16 protein-coding genes are annotated in these 16,878 nt (G+C 70.6%); 7 read left to right on the top strand and 9 right to left on the bottom strand.

Going from position 1 to position 16,878, the window contains the following annotated elements:
- The 3 genes from ITP53_RS56485 to ITP53_RS44580 form a co-directional block, all read right to left on the bottom strand.
- On the bottom strand, positions 1-180 hold a 180-nt coding region (locus ITP53_RS56485), incomplete at its 3' end, for a hypothetical protein (protein WP_207757310.1).
- A 225-nt stretch (positions 181-405) separates the two neighbouring features.
- Complete coding sequence (locus tag ITP53_RS44575; protein ID WP_195901528.1) at positions 406-1,929, bottom strand: ATP-dependent DNA ligase; 1,524 nt, start codon at positions 1,927-1,929, stop codon at positions 406-408.
- 288 nt (positions 1,930-2,217) lie between these two features.
- The gene (locus tag ITP53_RS44580) at positions 2,218-2,595 is read right to left on the bottom strand and encodes an FKBP-type peptidyl-prolyl cis-trans isomerase (RefSeq protein WP_195901529.1); all 378 of its coding nucleotides are present in this window, start codon (positions 2,593-2,595) and stop codon (positions 2,218-2,220) included.
- Between the two features lie 71 nt (positions 2,596-2,666).
- On the opposite strand from ITP53_RS44580, the gene ITP53_RS44585 reads away from it, so the two are divergent.
- Positions 2,667-3,422 carry an SDR family NAD(P)-dependent oxidoreductase gene (locus ITP53_RS44585; protein ID WP_195901530.1) on the top strand — a complete coding sequence of 252 codons (756 nt, stop codon included), beginning with the start codon at positions 2,667-2,669 and terminating at the stop codon, positions 3,420-3,422.
- 133 nt (positions 3,423-3,555) lie between these two features.
- On the opposite strand, the gene ITP53_RS44590 is transcribed toward ITP53_RS44585, so the two are convergent.
- Positions 3,556-4,995, bottom strand: coding sequence for a GuaB1 family IMP dehydrogenase-related protein (locus ITP53_RS44590; RefSeq protein ID WP_195901531.1), 1,440 nt, complete (start codon positions 4,993-4,995; stop codon positions 3,556-3,558).
- 97 nt (positions 4,996-5,092) lie between these two features.
- On the opposite strand from ITP53_RS44590, the gene ITP53_RS44595 reads away from it, so the two are divergent.
- On the top strand, positions 5,093-5,545 hold the full coding sequence (locus ITP53_RS44595; RefSeq protein ID WP_195901532.1) for a GyrI-like domain-containing protein: 453 nt from the start codon (positions 5,093-5,095) through the stop codon (positions 5,543-5,545).
- 57 nt (positions 5,546-5,602) lie between these two features.
- Here the strand turns inward: ITP53_RS44595 and ITP53_RS44600 are convergent, their stop codons facing one another.
- Complete coding sequence (locus tag ITP53_RS44600) at positions 5,603-6,136, bottom strand: TetR/AcrR family transcriptional regulator (protein ID WP_195901533.1); 534 nt, start codon at positions 6,134-6,136, stop codon at positions 5,603-5,605.
- 78 nt (positions 6,137-6,214) lie between these two features.
- Here ITP53_RS44600 and ITP53_RS44605 point away from each other — a divergent pair, with 78 nt between their 5' ends.
- Positions 6,215-7,486: an FAD-dependent monooxygenase gene (locus tag ITP53_RS44605; protein WP_195901534.1), complete on the top strand. Its 1,272-nt coding sequence runs from the start codon at positions 6,215-6,217 to the stop codon at positions 7,484-7,486.
- Here the strand turns inward: ITP53_RS44605 and ITP53_RS44610 are convergent.
- Positions 7,413-8,534, bottom strand: coding sequence for a CaiB/BaiF CoA transferase family protein (locus tag ITP53_RS44610; protein WP_195901535.1), 1,122 nt, complete (start codon positions 8,532-8,534; stop codon positions 7,413-7,415). The genes ITP53_RS44605 and ITP53_RS44610 overlap by 74 nt on opposite strands.
- A 139-nt stretch (positions 8,535-8,673) precedes the next feature.
- Here ITP53_RS44610 and ITP53_RS56490 point away from each other — a divergent pair, with 139 nt between their 5' ends.
- From ITP53_RS56490 to ITP53_RS44630, 4 genes are all read left to right on the top strand, one after another.
- The gene (locus ITP53_RS56490; RefSeq protein WP_207757315.1) at positions 8,674-10,212 is read left to right on the top strand and encodes a serine/threonine-protein kinase; all 1,539 of its coding nucleotides are present in this window, start codon (positions 8,674-8,676) and stop codon (positions 10,210-10,212) included.
- Positions 10,209-11,192, top strand: a complete 984-nt coding sequence (locus tag ITP53_RS44620) for an NAD(P)-dependent oxidoreductase (protein ID WP_195901536.1) — start codon at positions 10,209-10,211, stop codon at positions 11,190-11,192. The genes ITP53_RS56490 and ITP53_RS44620 overlap by 4 nt, the downstream gene beginning before the upstream one ends.
- Before the next feature lie 118 nt (positions 11,193-11,310).
- Positions 11,311-12,672, top strand: a complete 1,362-nt coding sequence (locus ITP53_RS44625; protein WP_236051887.1) for an FAD-binding oxidoreductase — start codon at positions 11,311-11,313, stop codon at positions 12,670-12,672.
- A 4-nt stretch (positions 12,673-12,676) separates the two neighbouring features.
- On the top strand, positions 12,677-13,936 hold the full coding sequence (locus ITP53_RS44630) for an SAM-dependent methyltransferase (protein WP_195901537.1): 1,260 nt from the start codon (positions 12,677-12,679) through the stop codon (positions 13,934-13,936).
- A 66-nt stretch (positions 13,937-14,002) separates the two neighbouring features.
- On the opposite strand, the gene ITP53_RS44635 is transcribed toward ITP53_RS44630, so the two are convergent.
- The 3 genes from ITP53_RS44635 to ITP53_RS44640 form a co-directional block, all read right to left on the bottom strand.
- Positions 14,003-15,307 (bottom strand): extracellular catalytic domain type 1 short-chain-length polyhydroxyalkanoate depolymerase, encoded by a 1,305-nt coding sequence (locus tag ITP53_RS44635; protein WP_195901538.1) that lies wholly within the window; start codon positions 15,305-15,307, stop codon positions 14,003-14,005.
- 189 nt (positions 15,308-15,496) lie between these two features.
- Positions 15,497-15,622 carry a hypothetical protein gene (locus tag ITP53_RS59780; protein WP_268961392.1) on the bottom strand — a complete coding sequence of 42 codons (126 nt, stop codon included), beginning with the start codon at positions 15,620-15,622 and terminating at the stop codon, positions 15,497-15,499.
- 170 nt (positions 15,623-15,792) lie between these two features.
- Entirely contained in the window at positions 15,793-16,740 is a 948-nt protein-coding gene (locus ITP53_RS44640; RefSeq protein WP_195901539.1) for a phosphotransferase, read from the bottom strand.
- Positions 16,741-16,878: the final 138 nt, after the last annotated feature.

Raw genomic sequence — 16,878 nt, forward strand, 5'->3', positions numbered from 1 at the left:
GGGCTCGGTCGAGGGGGTGGTGTTTGGGGGTGTTCCGGCGAAGGTCAGGGTGGTGCGCTTGGTGGGGTCGTTATCCGTCATGACGACCCAAGCGGTGGTCGAGGCAGTGGCGAGGACGGCCGCGCCGGCTGCGATGGCGGTCCAGCGGAGCTTGCCAGGCGAGAGTCGAGGGGAGGACATGTACGAGTGCCGGCCCAAGATGAACCACGGTCCTAGCTAGGGAACAGGAAAGGCAAAGGCCAGGCCCGTGGGGGGTGAGCGGCGTACGGAGGCCGACCCGCGCGCGGGCCAGGGGAACCCGCGGCGAAGACGAACATACGCGACGAAAGCCAGGCAAAAGCAACCTAAAGCGATATGCAGTGATGCATCTCACTTAAGGTGACAAATTGCCAAGAACACCCAGGCTCAGAGCATGAGGGAGCGTACGGTCTCCACCGTGTCGGCATCCTCGACCCGCTTGTCCGGCCGATAGCGCAGGACCCGCGCGAACCGCAGCGCCATCCCCCCGGGATAGCGCGGCGAGCGCTGGACCCCATCGAAGGCGATCTCCACCACCAACTCGGGCCGCACGCTGACGGTCCACGAGTCGGTCGGCCCCTCGGCCAGCTCGAGAAAGCGCTCGGTCTGCCACGCCAGCAGCTCATCCGTCAGTCCCTTGAACGTCTTGCCCAGCATCACGAAGCCGCCCTCGGGGTCGCGCGCGCCCAGATGCAGGTTGGACAGCTTGCCCTCGCGCCGCCCGTGCCCCCACTCGGCGGCCAGCACCACCAGGTCGAGCGTGTGCCGCGGCTTGACCTTGATCCACCCGGCCCCACGCCGGCCGGCCGCGTACGGCGAGGCCAGCGCCTTGACGACCAGCCCCTCGTGACCCGCCCTGACCACGTCGCCGAAGAACTTCTCCGCCTCCGCCACGTCCGCCGTGACGAGCCGCGGCGTCAGGAGGCCCTGCGGGACAGTGCGCGCCAGCTCTTCCTGGCGTCGCGAATAGGGCAGGTCGAGCAGATCGACCCCGTCGACCCGCAGCGCGTCGAAGAAGAACACGCTCAGCGGCGTCTGCTCGCGCAACCGCGCCACGTTGGTCTTGCTGCCGACCCGGCCGGCCGTCACCTGGAACGGATGCGGCCGCCCGTCCGGACGCAGCGCGATCACCTCGCCGTCCAGCACCAGATCCGAGTACGGCATCTCCAGCACCGCCTCGACCAGTTCGGGCACCTGCGACGTGATGTCGTCGAGCATGCGCGTGAAGACCCGCACCTCGGAGCCGGACCGGTGGGCCTGCACGCGAATCCCGTCCAGCTTCCACTCCAGCGCCGCCGGCACGCCCGCCTTCTCCAGGCTCGCCGCCACGTTGGGCGCGCTGCCCGCCAGCATCGGCGTGACCGGCCGCCCGACCTCCAGGTGGAACGCGTGCAGCGCGGCCACCCCGCCGCTCAGCGCCGCCGCCCCGACCGCGGGCAACGAGCCGCGCAACGTGAGCGCCCTGCGTACGTCGGCCGGCGGCGCGCCGGACGCCTTGGCCACCGCCTCGATCATGACGCCGTCGAGCGCCCCCTGCCGCAGCTCGCCGTGCAGCAGTCGCCGCATGAACTGCTGCTCCTGGCTGGTCAGCCCGGCGAACAGGCTGGTGACCAGCGTCTTGCGCGCCGCCTGCGAGCCCTGCCCGGAGACGGCCTTGATCCTGGTCAGCAGCTCGTCGACGGAGGTCAGCGTGGCGGTGGCGGCCAGCTTGGGCTGGGGGAGGTCCTCCAGCGTGCGCCAGCCCACGCCCACCTGCCGCTGGGGCAGCTCGCCGGAGAGGTAGGAGATCGCGATCTCCGCCTCGTCCGGGCCGACCCGGCCAAGCAGCTCCGCCAGATGGCCGATCTTCCCGAGCCTGGCGGGCGTGCGGGTCACCGCCTCGGAAGTCCGGACCACGTCGATCAGAAGCACACGCCTATGGTGCCTTACGCCGACGACATTTCCCCACCGGGAATCGAACGCGTTTCGCAGATCCCACTCAACCGGGAATCGGACGCGTTTCGCGAAGCCCGCCCCCATCTGGGCTCAGGGCGTTTCGCGGGGCCCGAGGCTGCCGGGGATCGGACGTGTTTCGCGGAGCCCGCCCGCATCTGGGATTGGGCGTGTTTCGGGGAGCCCGCCCGGCAGGGATCGGGGGTGTTTCGCGGAGCCCGCCGCCCCGCGCGTCCGAGGGGTGGGGCGGCGGGGCCGCTGATGGTCTTAGCTGACGCCGAGCAGGTCGACCACGAAGATGAGTGTCTCGTTCGGCTTGATGCGGCCGCCGCCGGCGCCACGGCTGCCGTAGCCGAGATGCGGCGGGATGACCAGCCTGCGCCGGCCGCCGACCTTCATGCCCACCACACCTTGGTCCCAGCCGGCGATGACGCGCCCGCCGCCGAGCGGGAACTCGAACGCGTCTCCACGGTTCCACGACGCGTCGAACTCCTCCCCGGTGGAGAAGGAGACGCCCACATAGTGGACGCGTACGGTCTGGCCGGACTTGGCCTCCGGGCCGTCGCCCACGGTCAGGTCGACGATCTCCAGGTCGGCGGGCGGGTTGCCCTCGGGAAAGTCGATCTCGGGCTTCGAGAGTGCCACGAAGTGCTCCTGTTGACTGACGATGAGAATGGTCCCGACGACTCTATGCGGTCGGGATATGGTCATCGTCCATGGCCGCCCTTTCTCCCGACGCGATCCTCCTCACCGGCCGCGTGGCCGTCGTCACCGGGGCTGCGCGGGGTATCGGGCAGGCGATCGCCGGGGCGTTCGCGGCGTTCGGGGCCCACGTCGCCGTGTGCGACCGGGACAAGCCGCAGGCCGAGCTGGCGATGACGCTGGACGTGCGCGACCACGTGGCGGTGGAGGTGTTCGCGCAGGCCGTACGCGAGCGCTGGGGCCGCGTCGACGTGCTGGTCAACAACGCGGGCGGCACCTTCCACGCCCCGTTCGAGGACACCTCCCCTCGGGGCGAGCAGATCCTCATCGAGGAGAACCTCACGCAGGTCACCGGCATGATCCGGCAGTTCGTGCCCATGATGCCGCCGGGCGGGTCGATCATCAACGTCACGTCCGGCGATGCGCACCGGGCCGCGCCCGGCTTCGCCGTGCACGCGGCCATGAAGGCCGGCCTGGAGAGCCTGACGAAGTCGCTGGCCCTGGAGCTGGCGCCGAAGGGCGTCAGGGTGAACGCGATCGCGCCCGACGCCCTCCAAACCGAGGGTGAGACGGGCCTGCGCGAGCGCATGCTGACCCGCCCGCTGCCCTACGATCCGGTACGCCTCCCGCCCCTCGGCCGCCTGGGCGCCCCCGGGGACGCGGCGGGGGCGGCCGTGTTCCTGGCCGGCGACCTGGCCAGGTTCGTCACGGGAACGACGGTCCACGTGGACGGCGGCATCAACGCGGCAGGCGGCTGGCGCCGCACCTGACCCGCGCCATCCACCAGCACGTCGCACCTGACCCGCGCGATCCACCAGCACGCCGCACCTGACCCGCGCCATCCACCAGGACACGGCCGCGCAGCGCAGGCGGCGAACCATCCAGGCGGCATCCTCCGGGTCGTCACCAACTCTCGTGGATCGGCATTCCCTCGCTGTAACCCGACGAGCTCTGGACCCCCACGACCGCCCGCTCGCGGAACTCCTCCAAGCTGACCGCCCCCGCGTACGTGAGCGAGGACCGCAGCCCCGCCACGATGGCGTCGATCTGGTCCTCCACGCTGGGCCGCCGCGGATCCAGGTACATCCTCGAGGTCGAGATGCCCTCCTCGAACAGCGCCTTCCTGGCCCGGTCGAACGCCGAGTCCTCGGCTGTCCTGAGCCGCACGGCCCGCGCGGAGGCCATGCCGTAGCTCTCCTTGTACTTGCGCCCGTTCGCGTCCGTGTGGGTGTCGCCAGGCGACTCGTACGTCCCGGCGAACCACGAGCCGATCATCACGTTCGAAGCCCCGGCGGCCAGCGCCAGCGCCACGTCACGCGGATGCCGCACGCCGCCGTCGGCCCACACGTGGCGCCCCAGGCGGCGGGCCTCGGCCGAGCACTCCAGCACGGCCGAGAACTGCGGCCGCCCTACTCCGGTCATCATCCGCGTGGTGCACATGGCCCCCGGACCCACGCCGACCTTGAGTATGTCGGCCCCGGCGGCCACCAGATCGCGTACGCCGGCCGCCGTCACCACGTTGCCCCCCGCGACGGGCACGCCAGGATCCAGGGCCGTGACGGCGCGCAGGGCCGCGACCATCTTCTCCTGGTGGCCGTGCGCGGTGTCCACGACCAGGCAGTCGACCCCGGCCTCGAGCAGTTCCTTGGCCTTGGCGGTCACGTCGCCGTTCACGCCGACCGCGGCGGCGATGCGCAGCCGCCCCCCGGCGTCGACCGCGGGCCGGTAGAGGGTGGCGCGCAGGGCGCCCGTACGGGTGAGGATGCCCTCCAGGCGCCCGTTCGCGTCCACGATGGGCGCCAGCCGGTGACGGCCCTCGTGCAGCCGGTCGAACGCGCCGCGCGGGTCGAGCCCGGCCGGCAACGTCAGCAACTCGCTCGACATGACCTGCGAGAGCTGCGTGTACATGTCCACGCCCTGGCAGTCGGCCTCGGTGACGACCCCGACCGGCCGGTTCTCCCAGTCGACCACGACGATCGCGCCGTGCGCCCGCTTGGGCAGCAACTGCAGCGCCTCGCCGACGGTGTCGTGCGGGGTCAGCGTCAGCGGCGTGTCGTGTACGAGGTCGCGCTTCTTGACCCAGTCGACGACGTTCGCCACGACGTCGAGCGGGATGTCCTGCGGGATCACGGCGATGCCGCCCCGGCGTGCCACGGTCTCGGCCATGCGACGGCCCGCGACCGCGGTCATGTTGGCTACGACGATGGGGATGGTGGTGCCCGTGCCGTCGTTGGTGGACAGGTCGACCGCGAGCCGCGAGCCGACCGAGGAACGCGACGGGACCATGAAGACGTCGCTGTAGGTCAGGTCATATTGGGGCTCGAGGTCGTTAAGAAACTTCACGTTCATCCATCTTATGTGCTTACAGGTCAACAGGGGGATCGCCCGTTCGCGGGGCCTTATGATCGGCCGGGGACACTTCTGGGGGAGGGGAGGGCCTGTGGACGTCACCGACCGGGCCGAGTTGATCGTGGTGGGCTTCGCCGTACGCACCACGAATGCCGACGAGATGGATCCGGCACGGGCCCGGCTGCCCGCGCTGTGGCAGCGGGCGGGCGCGCCGGGGGCCTTCGCGCACGTGCCGGGGCGGGCCGACGAGAACCTCTACGCGGTGCTGACGGACTACGAGAGCGACCACCACGGGGCCTACACGCAGATCGTCGGCATCGGCGTGCGCACGGTGCCGCGGCTGCCGGAGGGCATGGTGGCCGTACGCGTGCCGGCCGCGCGGACGCTGAACCTGCGGGCCCGCGGCCCCATGCCGCAGGCGCTGGTCGAGGCGTGGCAGCAGGTGTGGAAACACACCGAGTCGGGCGGGACACCGTCGCGCGCCTTCACCACGGACCTCGAGGTGCACCACCCCGACGGCGCCGACCTCTACGTCGCCATCTGACGGAACCACCCCAACCACCCCAACCGCGCCGACCGCTGCCGACCGCTACGTCCGTGCCTACGTCGCCGTCCGAGCGAGCCCGAGCGCGTCGGCCGCCGCCGCGACGGCCAGCGGCTTGACCACGTCCAGCGGCAGGTGCGCGTATTCCACCGTGCAGTCCGACATGCCGCCAAGCGCCACCGTCGCCCTGATGTGCTGCTCCTGCGTGAGCTCGGGCCCCAGCAGCAGGATGATCAACTGGCGCCGCCAGTCGAACATGCGCGCCCCCAGATCGAGATAGCCCAGGGTGGACAGCTCCCGCACCATCATGACGATCACCTCCCGGTGCCGCCACATCAGCTCGAAGTAGTCGTCGAGCAGCCGCCTGGCGTCGCCGGGCGCCTGCTGGGCCACGAACCGCTCGATGTCCTCCACCATCGGCTGCACGATGCTCCGCACCAGCTCGTCGCGCGAGGCGAAGTGGTAGTAGAGCGCGGGCTTGGTGATGCCCAGCCGGTCTGAGATCTGGCGCAGGCTGGTGTTCCGCACGCCTTGCCGGACGAACAGCTCGCGGGCCACCGCCTGGATGCGCGCCTTGGTGTCACTGGACATGGTCGAAGAATATCCCTTACCTCCCGTTAAGTAAGTATGGTACCGTCCGACTTACCATCCGTTAAGTAAGGAGGCGGTATGCGAATCCTCATCTCGGGTGCGAGCGTCGCGGGTCCGGTCCTCGCCTACTGGCTCACCAGGTACGGCTTCGAGGTCACGGTCGTCGAGCGCGCCCCGGCGCCGCGCAAGACGGGCGGCGGCCACGCGATCGACCTGTTCAGGCCGGCGATGGACATCGTCGAGCAGATGGGCCTGCTGGAGCAGGTGGTGGCCGGGAAGACCGGCATGGAGCGGCTCACGGTGTTCAGGGAGGGCGCGTCGCGGCCGGTGGAGGTCGATCTGACCCGCGTGATGACCGCCGTCTCCGACCGGCACGTCGAGATCATGCGCGACGACCTGAGCGAGATCTTCTACGACGCCACCCGCCACGACGCCGACTACGTCTTCGGCGACTCCGTCGCCTCGATCTCCGCCGACGGCGAGGTGGTGTTCGACAGTGGCCGGGCCGAGCGCTTCGACCTGGTGGTCGGCGCCGACGGGCTGCACTCCAACGTGCGCCGCCTGGTCTTCGGCCCCGAGTCCGACTACAGCACCTGGATCGGCGCCTATCTGGCCGTCGTCTCGATGCCCGGCCACCTCGGGCTCGACGGCCGGATGGAGCTCGTCGCGGGGGTCGGCAGGATGGCCGGATACGGCGCGGCGCACATGGACGACGCGCGTGCGGTGTTCCTGTTCAGGACGCCGGAGCAGCTCGACTACCACCACCGGGACGTCCCCAGGCAGAAGGAGCTGCTCCGCGAGCGCTTCGCCGGCGTCGGCCGGCAGGTGCCCCGGCTGCTGGCGGAGCTGGACCGCACGCCCGCGTTCTACTTCGACTCCATCACCCAGCTCCGCCTGGACTCCTGGTCACGCGGCCGGGTGACGCTGGTGGGCGACGCCGGTTACTGCCCTGGTCCCGCCGTCGGCGGCAGCACGAGCCTGGCCGTCGTGGGGGCGTACATCCTGGCGGGTGAGTTGGCCGCGCACGGCGGCGACCACACGCGCGCCTTCCCGTCCTACGAGGCCGAGATCGGCGAGTACGCCCGCCGCAGCCGCGAGTTCGCCATCGGCGCGGCCAAGCGGATCGTGCCGGGCAGCAGGTTCGACCTGTGGGCGATCACCCAGGGGGTGCGGCTGATCAACCACCTGCCGGTCGCGCTGACCAGGGCCGCGGCCAAGCTCAACACCAAGGGCGTGCGCCTGCACGACTCGATCGTGCTGAAGGACTACTCGGCGTTCACGCGAGCACCCCTTGGCCACGCAGCCGCTCCGCCGTCTCCTTCGACAGCCCCCAGCCGGAAAGGTCGGTGAGCCGGGTCGCCGGCGCCAGGTCCTGGGCCGGCACGCCGAGCAGACGCGGCGCGGGCGCCGGCTGGGTCACGCCGCCGACGTCGGCGAAGCCGCCCCTGGCGACGTTGTGCGGATGGGAGGCGGCCTCCGCCATGGAAAGCACGGGGGAGACGCAGGCGTCCGAGCCCTCGAACACCGCCTCCCACTCGGCCCGCGTCCTGGTCTTGAACTCGGCGGCGAGCCGGGCCTTCAGCGCGGGCCACCGGGTCCTGTCGTTCCTGTCGGGCAGGTCGGTCAGGCCCATGAGGCCGACCATGGCGTCCCAGAACTGCGGCTCCAGCGATCCGACGGCCACGTAAAGTCCGTCGGCGGTCTCGTACGTGTCGTACTGCGGCGCCCCGGTGTCCAGCAGGTTCGTGCCCCGCGGACCCCAGTGGCCGCCCTGCACGGCCTGGTAGAACATCGCGAACAGGATCGACGCGCCGTCCACCATGGCCGCGTCGATCACCCGGCCCAGCCCGGTCCGCTCCCGCTCGAACAGGGCGAGCAGCACCCCGTACGCGAGCATGAGGCCGCCGCCGGCGAAGTCGCCCAGGATGTTGATCGGCGGGGTCGGCTTGTCCCCTTCCCTGCCCAGCATCGACAGGACGCCGGAGATCGCGATGTAGTCGATGTCGTGTCCCGCCGTGGCGGCCAGCGGCCCGTCCTGGCCCCACCCGGTCATCCGGCCGTAGACCAACCGCTCGTTCACCGCGTGCAGGTCGGCGGGCCCGATGCCGAGCCGCTCGGCAACCCCGGGCCGGAACACCTCGATCACCACGTCGGCGTGCCGCACCAGCTCCTTGAACGCCGCCACGCCCTCGGGAGCCTTCAGATCCAGCCCGACCGTGCGCTTGCCGCGGTCCATCACGTCCGTACGCGGCCGGTCGGAGACGGCCTTGACCCGGTCCACGCGCAGCACCTCGGCGCCGTGGTCGGCCAGCATCATCCCGGCGAACGGCCCGGGAGCGAGTCCGGCCAGCTCCAGCACCCGCACCCCGGCCAGCGGACCCCGGCGAACCTCCGACATGGGCCTCTCCTCATTGTCTGACTCGCCTAAGTAGAACAACATTCGGTGGCCTGTGACAAGCCGCCTTCCCGACCTTCCCGCGAAGTCGCAGGAGGTATGGGAAACTTGCCCACTGTTCGGGTGGTCTGAGGGGTAGGACATGGTTTCGGATAGCAACCGGCTCATCGCAGGGCGCTACCAGTTACTGCGCGAACTGGGTCGCGGGGGAATGGGCGTGGTCTGGGAAGGCCAGGACACGCTGCTCAATCGGCAGGTCGCCATCAAGGAGGTGCTGCTGCCGGAGGGCGCGTCGCCGGGCGACCAGGAGCGGCAGTTGTTGCGTACCGCCAGGGAGGCGCGTACGGCGGCCAAGCTGAACCATCCCTCGGTCGTCGCGATCTACGACGTGGTCGAGGAGAACGGCCGCCCGTGGGTCGTGATGGAGTTGCTGCCCCATCCCTCGGTCGAGCAGGTCGTGCTCAGCTCGGGCGCCCTGCCCGTACGGGAGGCGGCGGACGTGGGCCGGCAGGTGCTGTCGGCGCTGAAGGCCGCCCACGAGGCGGGCATCCTGCACCGGGACGTCAAGCCCAGTAACATCCTCATGACCGACGACGGCCGGGCCGTGCTGACCGATTTCGGCATCGCCACCGCCGAGGGCGATCCGTCGCTCACCTCGACCGGCATGGTCACCGGCTCGCCGAGCTTCCTCGCCCCGGAACGCGTCCGCGCCACCGACGCGGGGCCGGCCTCCGACCTGTGGTCGCTGGGCGCGACGTTGTACGCGTGCATGGTGGGGCGCTCGCCGTTCGAGCGGGGCGACCCCATGGCGACGCTCAACGCGCTGCTCACGGAGGAGCCCGACTACCGCAGGATCCCGCCGATCATGCATCCCGTCCTGCGCGGCCTGCTGCGCAAGGAGCCGGAGGAACGGGTCGACGCCGAGGAGGCCGACCGGCTGCTCGCCGCCATCGCCGCGGCCAGGCCCGCGCACGCCGACCGCGACGTGCCGCACGGGAAGCCGCGCGGCGGCAAGGGCCGGGCCCTGCTCGCGGCGGGCGCGGCGGCGGTGCTGGTGATCGCGGGCGGCACGGTCGCGTACTTCAGGCTCGCAGCCCCGGCGGAGGGCTCCCCGCGCGCCGCCGCGCGGCCCGCCGCCGCGACCGCCCCGCTCACGACGAGCGCGTCGCCCACGCCGAGCGCCACGCCCACGCCCACCCCGACGCCCAGCGTGACCAGGGCAGTCCCGGCCGTGCGGGCGTGGAAGTCGCGCGACGGCTGGTCGATCATGCGGCCCATCGGCTGGAAGGGCACACTCGGGGATTCCTACGCCGAGTGGACCCGCCGGGACGGGAACGCCCACCTCGGCGTCCAGGCCCTCTACGCCACCATCGACCCGAACCAGGTCATGCGCGACTCCGCGGAGACCCTCAAGCAGGAGGCGGAGAAGGTGGCGAACCGCAGCCGCAGGACGGTCACCCACCAGGGCGTGCGGGCGGTGGAGTGGGAGGTCTCCTGGACCTCCGGCCAGACGCCCGGCCAGCCGTGGATCACGCCGGGCACGCGCTACCACGAGGTACGCCGCGCCCTCGCCATCGGCGACACCGCCTACGTCCTGTCCTGGACGGTCACCGAGAACCAGTGGCGGGGCAGCAGGGCGCTGATGCGGCAGGTGATCAGCAGCTTTACTGTGGGGGTATGAGCCCCTGGAAGCTGCTCGCCCTGCCGCCGCTCCCCGAGGAGCCGATGCGCCGCCTGCTCGCCCCGCTCGGTGACCGGGTGGAGGTGCGCCTGCCCGCGACGCGCGACAGGGAGGGCCTCCTGGCCGCGCTGCCTGAGGCCGAGATCGTCGTCGGCGACTGGACGGGCACACTCGTGCTGGACGCCGCGGCGGTCGCGGCCGCGCCACGGCTGGCGTTCGTGCAGCAGCCGTCCGTGGGCGTGAACGGCTACGACCTCGACGCCCTGGCCGCGGCCGGGGTGCCACTGGCGAACACGCCCGGGGTCAGCGCCGTCGCCGTCGCCGAGTGGTGCCTGGCCGCCACGCTGGCGCTGATGCGCAGGCTGGCCGCCGCGGACGCCGCCGTACGCGCGGGGGAGTGGCCGCAGCAGGGCCTGATGCCCCGCGAGCTACGCGGCCGGCGTGTCGGCGTCGTCGGCTACGGTCCGATCGGCGCCACCTGCGCCGGGATGTTCCGCGCGCTCGGCTGCGAGGTGACCTACTGGACCCGCACGCCCCGTGCGGACCCCGGCTTCGAGGACCTGGAGACGCTCCTGTCCGCCTGCGACGTCGTGGTGGTCGTCATCGCGCTGTCGGAGGAGACCCGCGACCTCGTCGACCCGGGCGCGATGAAGCAGGGCGCCCTCCTGGTGAACGCGGCCAGAGGCGGCGTGGTCGACCAGCGCTCGCTGGCCGCGGCGCTCCGCGACGGCCACCTGGGCGGGGCGGCGCTGGACGTCTTCGAGGACGAGCCACTGCCCGCCGGCGACCCGCTGCGCGACGTCCCCAACGTCCTGTTGTCCCCGCACGTCGCGGGAGTCACGCCGGAGGCCACGAGTCGCCTGCTCACGGCCACGCTGGACAACCTGGCCGCCGCGCTGGAGGGACGCGAGGTGGACGCCGTGGTCAACGGCGTATCGCCGGTCATCCGCCGGAAGTTGGCGCGATCATCTACCGCATAGGCGGTTCACCTGGCACTATGAACAGTTTTCGTGTCTTTAACGACCCCGGTCTGTTCCGGGTGGTCGCTGGGAGATACGTTCTTACGGACGATCTCTGCCAGCTCAAGGGGGTGCTTTCATGACGACGACGATGTCGACTCACCAACGGGCCGTGGAGCAGATCCGGCAGTCCTACTCCGAGATCCCGGGCGGCGCCGCGCCCCGGCTGGCCAAATCCACGTCCAACCTGTTCAGGTTCCGCGACTCGGACAAGACGGCCAAGCTCTCGGCGCGGGATCTCGACGAGGTCATCAGCGTGGACCCGGAGACCATGACGGCCGAGGTCCAGGGCATGACCACGTACGAGCACCTGGTGGACGCCACCCTCCCGCACGGGCTCATGCCGTATGTCGTGCCGCAGCTCAAGACGATCACGCTGGGCGGTGCCGTGACGGGGCTCGGCATCGAGTCCAGCAGCTTCAGGGACGGCCTGCCGCACGAGTCGGTCGAAGAGCTCGAGATCCTCACCGGCGACGGGCGCGTCATCGTCGCGCGGGACGACAACGAGCACCGCGACCTCTTCCGCGCCTTCCCCAACTCCTACGGCACGCTCGGCTACGCGCTGCGCATCCGGATCAAGCTGCGCAAGGTGCAGCCGTACGTCCACCTCACGCACGTCAAGTTCACCGACGCGGCCAAGTGCATGCTCGCCATGCAGGAGATCTGCGAGGGCATGGTCCACGACGGCGAGGACGTCGACTTCGTGGACGGCGTCTTCTTCGGCCCGGGGGAGATGTACCTGACGCTCGGCCGCTTCGCCGAGCGCGCCCCCTACGTGTCCGACTACACCGGCATGCGCATCTACTACCAGTCGATCCAGCAGCGCAACCGCGACTGGCTGACCATCCGCGACTACCTGTGGCGCTGGGACACCGACTGGTTCTGGTGCTCGCGCGCCTTCGGCGTGCAGCAGCCGGTGGTCCGCTCGCTGATGCCCCGCCGCTGGATGCGCTCCGACGTCTACCGCAGGCTCGTGTCGCTCGACAGGAAGTACGGCGTGACCGCCCGCATCGACCGCTGGCGGGACCAGCCCGTGCAGGAGTCGGTCATCCAGGACGTCGAGACGCCGGTCGAGCGGGGCGCGGAGTTCCTGGAGTTCTTCCACGAGAAAGTGGGCATGACCCCGGTGTGGATGTGCCCGCTGCGGGCCGGCTCCCGCTGGCCGATCTACCCGCTGGAGCCGGGCAGGCTCTACGTCAACTTCGGATTCTGGGGTATGGTGCCGCTGCCACGGGGGCGGTTCGACGGCTACTACAACCGGCTGATCGAGAACTCGGTGCACGAGCTCGACGGCCACAAGTCGCTCTACTCGACCTCCTTCTACGCCCCTGAGCAGTTCTGGCAGCTGTACAACGGCGATGCCTACTGGCCGGTCAAGCGGGAATACGACCCGAATGGTCGCCTGCTGGACCTGTACGAAAAGTGTGTACGGGGAAGGTGAGTTGATGGCTCTCGCAACCATCTTTGAGAAAATCGTCGGCACGAACGCGAACCTCGCGTTCATGGCATACGACGGAAGCAAGGCGGGGCCGGACGGGGCCGACCTCGCGATCGAGGTCAAGTCGCCGATCGCGGTCGCCTACCTCGCCCAGGCCCCGGGCGAGCTGGGCCTGGCCAGAGCCTACGTCTCGGGCCACATCGACGTGCACGGCGACCTGTACACGTTGCTCGACCGCATGTGGAACATCACCACCAACGACCTCACCACGGCAGAAAAGCTCGGGGCCGTCCGCTCGCTGGGCGTCAAGCCGCTCCTGATGCGCGTGCCGCCGCCGCCGCAGGAGATGCGCCAGAGCGCCCTGGCCAGGCTCGGCTCACGGCACGCCAAGCAGCGCGACGCCGAGGCCATCCACCACCACTACGACGTCTCCAACCTCTTCTACTCGTGGGTGCTGGGCCCATCCATGGCCTACACGTGCGCCGTCTTCCCCTCCGAGGACGCGACGCTGGAAGAGGCCCAGTACGCCAAGTTCGACCTGGTGGCCCGCAAGCTCGGCCTGGAGCCGGGGATGCGGCTGCTGGACGTCGGCTGCGGCTGGGGCGGCATGGTCATACACGCCGCCAAGCACTACGGCGTCAAGGCCCTGGGCGTCACGCTGAGCAAGCAGCAGGCGGAGTGGGCGCAGCAGGCCATCATCGACGCCGGCCTCCAGGACCTGGCGGAGGTCCGCTTCATGGACTACCGCGACGTCCAGGAGACCGATTTCGACGCGGTCAGCTCGATCGGCCTGACCGAGCACATCGGCAAGTCCAACGTCCCTTCGTACTTCACCTTCCTGTACGGCAAGCTGAAGCCGGGCGGGCGGCTGCTCAACCACTGCATCACCAGGCCGACCGGCAAGGAGAAGACGTTCAACAAGGGCGGCTTCATCAACCGCTACGTCTTCCCCGACGGCGAGCTTGAGTCGGTGGGCTGGCTGACCAGGCAGATGGAGGACCTCGGCTTCGAGATCAGGCACGAGGAGAACCTCCGGGAACACTACGCCAAGACCCTGCGCCACTGGTGCGACAACCTGGACGCCAACTGGCAGGACGCGGTCCAGGAGGTCGGCCTGGGCACGGCCCGGGTCTGGGCTCTCTACATGGCTGGCTGCATCGTGGGCTTCGAACGCAACAAGGTCCAGCTCCACCAGGTCCTCGGCGTGAAACTCGACCAGAAGGGCCGCTCGGGCGTCCCCCTGCGCCCCGCCCTCGACTGGCCCTGACCATCCCGTATGGATCCTCCGTTCGCCGGCCCGCGGTGTGGGCGGGCCGGTGAACGGAGACGGGGATCAGGCGACAGTGCAGGCGGCGCCGTTCAGGGTGAAGGCGGCCGGCTCAGCGGTGTTGCCGCCGTGGGTGGCCTGGAGTCCGAACGACGCGGACGCGCCCGGCGCGATGGCCGCGTTGTAGGCGACGTTCCGCGCGGTGACCTGGCCGCTGCTGGGCGAGACCGTGGCGTTCCAGACGGAGGTGACCGACTGGCCGGAGGGCAGCGGGAAGGCGAGGCTCCAGGACGAGACCTGGGTGGTGCTCGTGTTGGTGATCGTGACGGCGGCGGTGAAGCCGGTGTTCCAGCTGCTCATCGTGTACGTGACCCGGCACGTCCCGGCCGGCGGGGTCGGGGAGATGGTCGGCGAGACGGTCGGAGCGGTGGTCGGGGCGGGGCCGCCGCCCTGCGACAGGCCGAGGAAGTCGATCGCGGCCGCCGTCATCCCGCTCATGGGCAGGCTGTGTCCCACGCCCTGGACGCTGATGGCCTCGACGGGGACGGTCGTCCCTGTGCCGCCGTACCTCGTGCGGGTCCAGCTGGACTGGGGCCGGTCGGCGAGGCTGGGCGTCTGGCTGAGGCCGTGGACGTTGGTCCACTGCTTGATCTCCTCCTGGAGGTTCGGGTAGCGCAGCGTGCTGTCCTCGGTGCCGTGCCACACCTGCATGCGCGGGCGCGGGCCGCTGTAGCCGGGGTAGGCCGCGCGTACCAGGTCGCCCCACTGCTGTGGCGTCCTGATGAGCTGCCCGTTGGCGCAGGTGCTGTTCCAGCTGGAGCCGTCGGTGGTGGCGAAGCAGCCGAACGGCACGCCCATGAACGCCGCTCCGGCCTTGAACACGTCGGGGTACGCGCCCAGCAGGACGTTGGTCATCATGGCGCCGGAGGAGGCGCCGGCCACGTACGTGCGGGCGGGGTCGGCGTTGTAGCGTTCCTGGACGTACCTGACCATGGAGACGATCCCGGCCGGGTCGCTGCCGCCGTCGTGCCGCAGCGCCTGCGGCGAGGAGACGTCGAAGCAGGAGCCGCTCCTGGTCGCCGAGGGGTAGATGACCACGAACTTGTGCCGGTCGGCCAGCGAGGCGAACTCCGTGCCGGAGTAGAACGCCGGGCCTGAACCGGTGCAGTAGTGCACGGCCACCAAGACCGCCGGGCGCGCGCCCACGCCGTCGGGGACGTACAGGTGCATGCGTAAGCTGGTGGGGTTCGTGCCGAAACCGGTCACCTCCGTCAGCTGCGCCGACGCGGCCGGTGGCGCAGTGATCAGGCCCATGGTGATCAGGGCCGCCGCGGCGATCACGGCAGCCGCTATCCGGGCTTTCAGGTTCATCGAGTTCCTCTCCACCTCGCTGGTCTGAAACATTGCGAGTGTGTACTGAAACTTTCGCAGCGGCAATATCCCTGGTGTGCGATTACCTGTGCCGGGAGCGATGACCTGGTATGAGCCGAGCTCACATGCTCGTGCTCATGAAAGTTTCGGCGCGGCGCGCCGTCGCGCCTCGCGGCGGCGCACCGCGCGCTACTTCGCGTCCTCCGGCTTCCTGGCGTGCTTGCCGCGGCCGGTGTGGTCCTCCAGCTGGTCGGGACCCTCGTTGGGCTCGTGCGGCTGCTCCTTGGGGTTGTGGGGCTTGGTGTGCCGGCCCACGTGTGCTCCTTCGTCTCAGCGCCTGACTGCTTAACGTGACGGTAAGACTACAGAAAGCACAGGGCCAAGTGCCAAGGGATCGTCAGCCGTCCAGGAGGGTGAGGAGGCGTTCGGCCTGCCGTTCGAGGGTGCCCGGCGGCGGTCGCGCCGGCGACGGCGCGGCGTACCCCTCAGGATGCGGTCAGTTCTTCGAGCGTCTTGGTCAGCCCCTGCCAGCTCTGCTCGGCGTCCGGCGTGCGCCCGTGCGGCGCGCGGAACCACGCCACGAACTCGGCCACGTCGTCGAGGGCCCACCGCAGCCGGTAGAGCTCCATGGCCGCCGGGTCGGGGGTGCGGCCGGTGGCCTCTTCGTATCTGGCGAGGTCGGCGGGCTCCCTGACGACCGACCACAGGTCACGCTCCGGCGCGGCCAGGCCCACCGTGTCCCAGTCGACCAGGAGCAGCCGCTCGCCGACGCGCAGCAGGTTGCCGGGGTGCGGCTCGCCGTGGGTCACGACGGGCTCGCCGGCCGCGCCCGCCATCTTGTCGAAGTCCCGCAGCCTGCGCCGCAGCACCTCCGCGTGCTCGCCGACCAGCTTCCTGGCCGGCTCGGCGTACGGCCCGCCCAGCCACGGCCCCAGCGGATCCCGGACGGCCTGCTCCAGCGCGGCCCGGCCGGCCAGCTCCACCGGGCGCGGAGGTATGGAGATCGGCGCCGGGGTCCCGTGCAGCTCGGCCAGCAGGTCGATGACCTGGCCACGCTCGTACGCCGAAGGCTCCTGGCCGAAATGACCGGCGACGCCGTCGACGTAGGGGAAGACGCTCATGGCGTACCGGTGGCGGTCGAGCCGCCGCAGCGTCGTGCCGTCGGATGCCCGCAGCGGCGCGACCACGAACTCCAGCCCGGCCTCGTCGCGCAGCGCCGCCGCCGTGTCCATGGCGGCCCATAGGTCGTCGAACGCCTTGCGCCGCACGTCCGCCACGGTGACGAACCACCGGCGCCCGCGACCGTCGCCCGCGATCCAGTGGAAGTCCCCGAACCCGACCGGCGCGTAGTCGAGCGTGGCGGCGTCGATGCCCCACTCGCTCAGCGCGGGCCGCAGCATCCTCTCGTCGAATCCATCCGGCTGATCTCGCATGCGTTCACGCTATCGGCCCCTACGCCCGGATCAACAGGTCGAGCGCGCCGAGCACGTCGCTCACCACGTGATCGGCGGCCGGTTCGCGCGCCGCCGCCACGCCCCGGTCGATCCAGATCGTACGAAGCCCGGCGTGCC

The sequence above is a fragment of the Nonomuraea cypriaca genome (genome assembly GCF_015645445.1).
GTDB classification, from domain to species: Bacteria; Actinomycetota; Actinomycetes; order Streptosporangiales; family Streptosporangiaceae; genus Nonomuraea; species Nonomuraea cypriaca.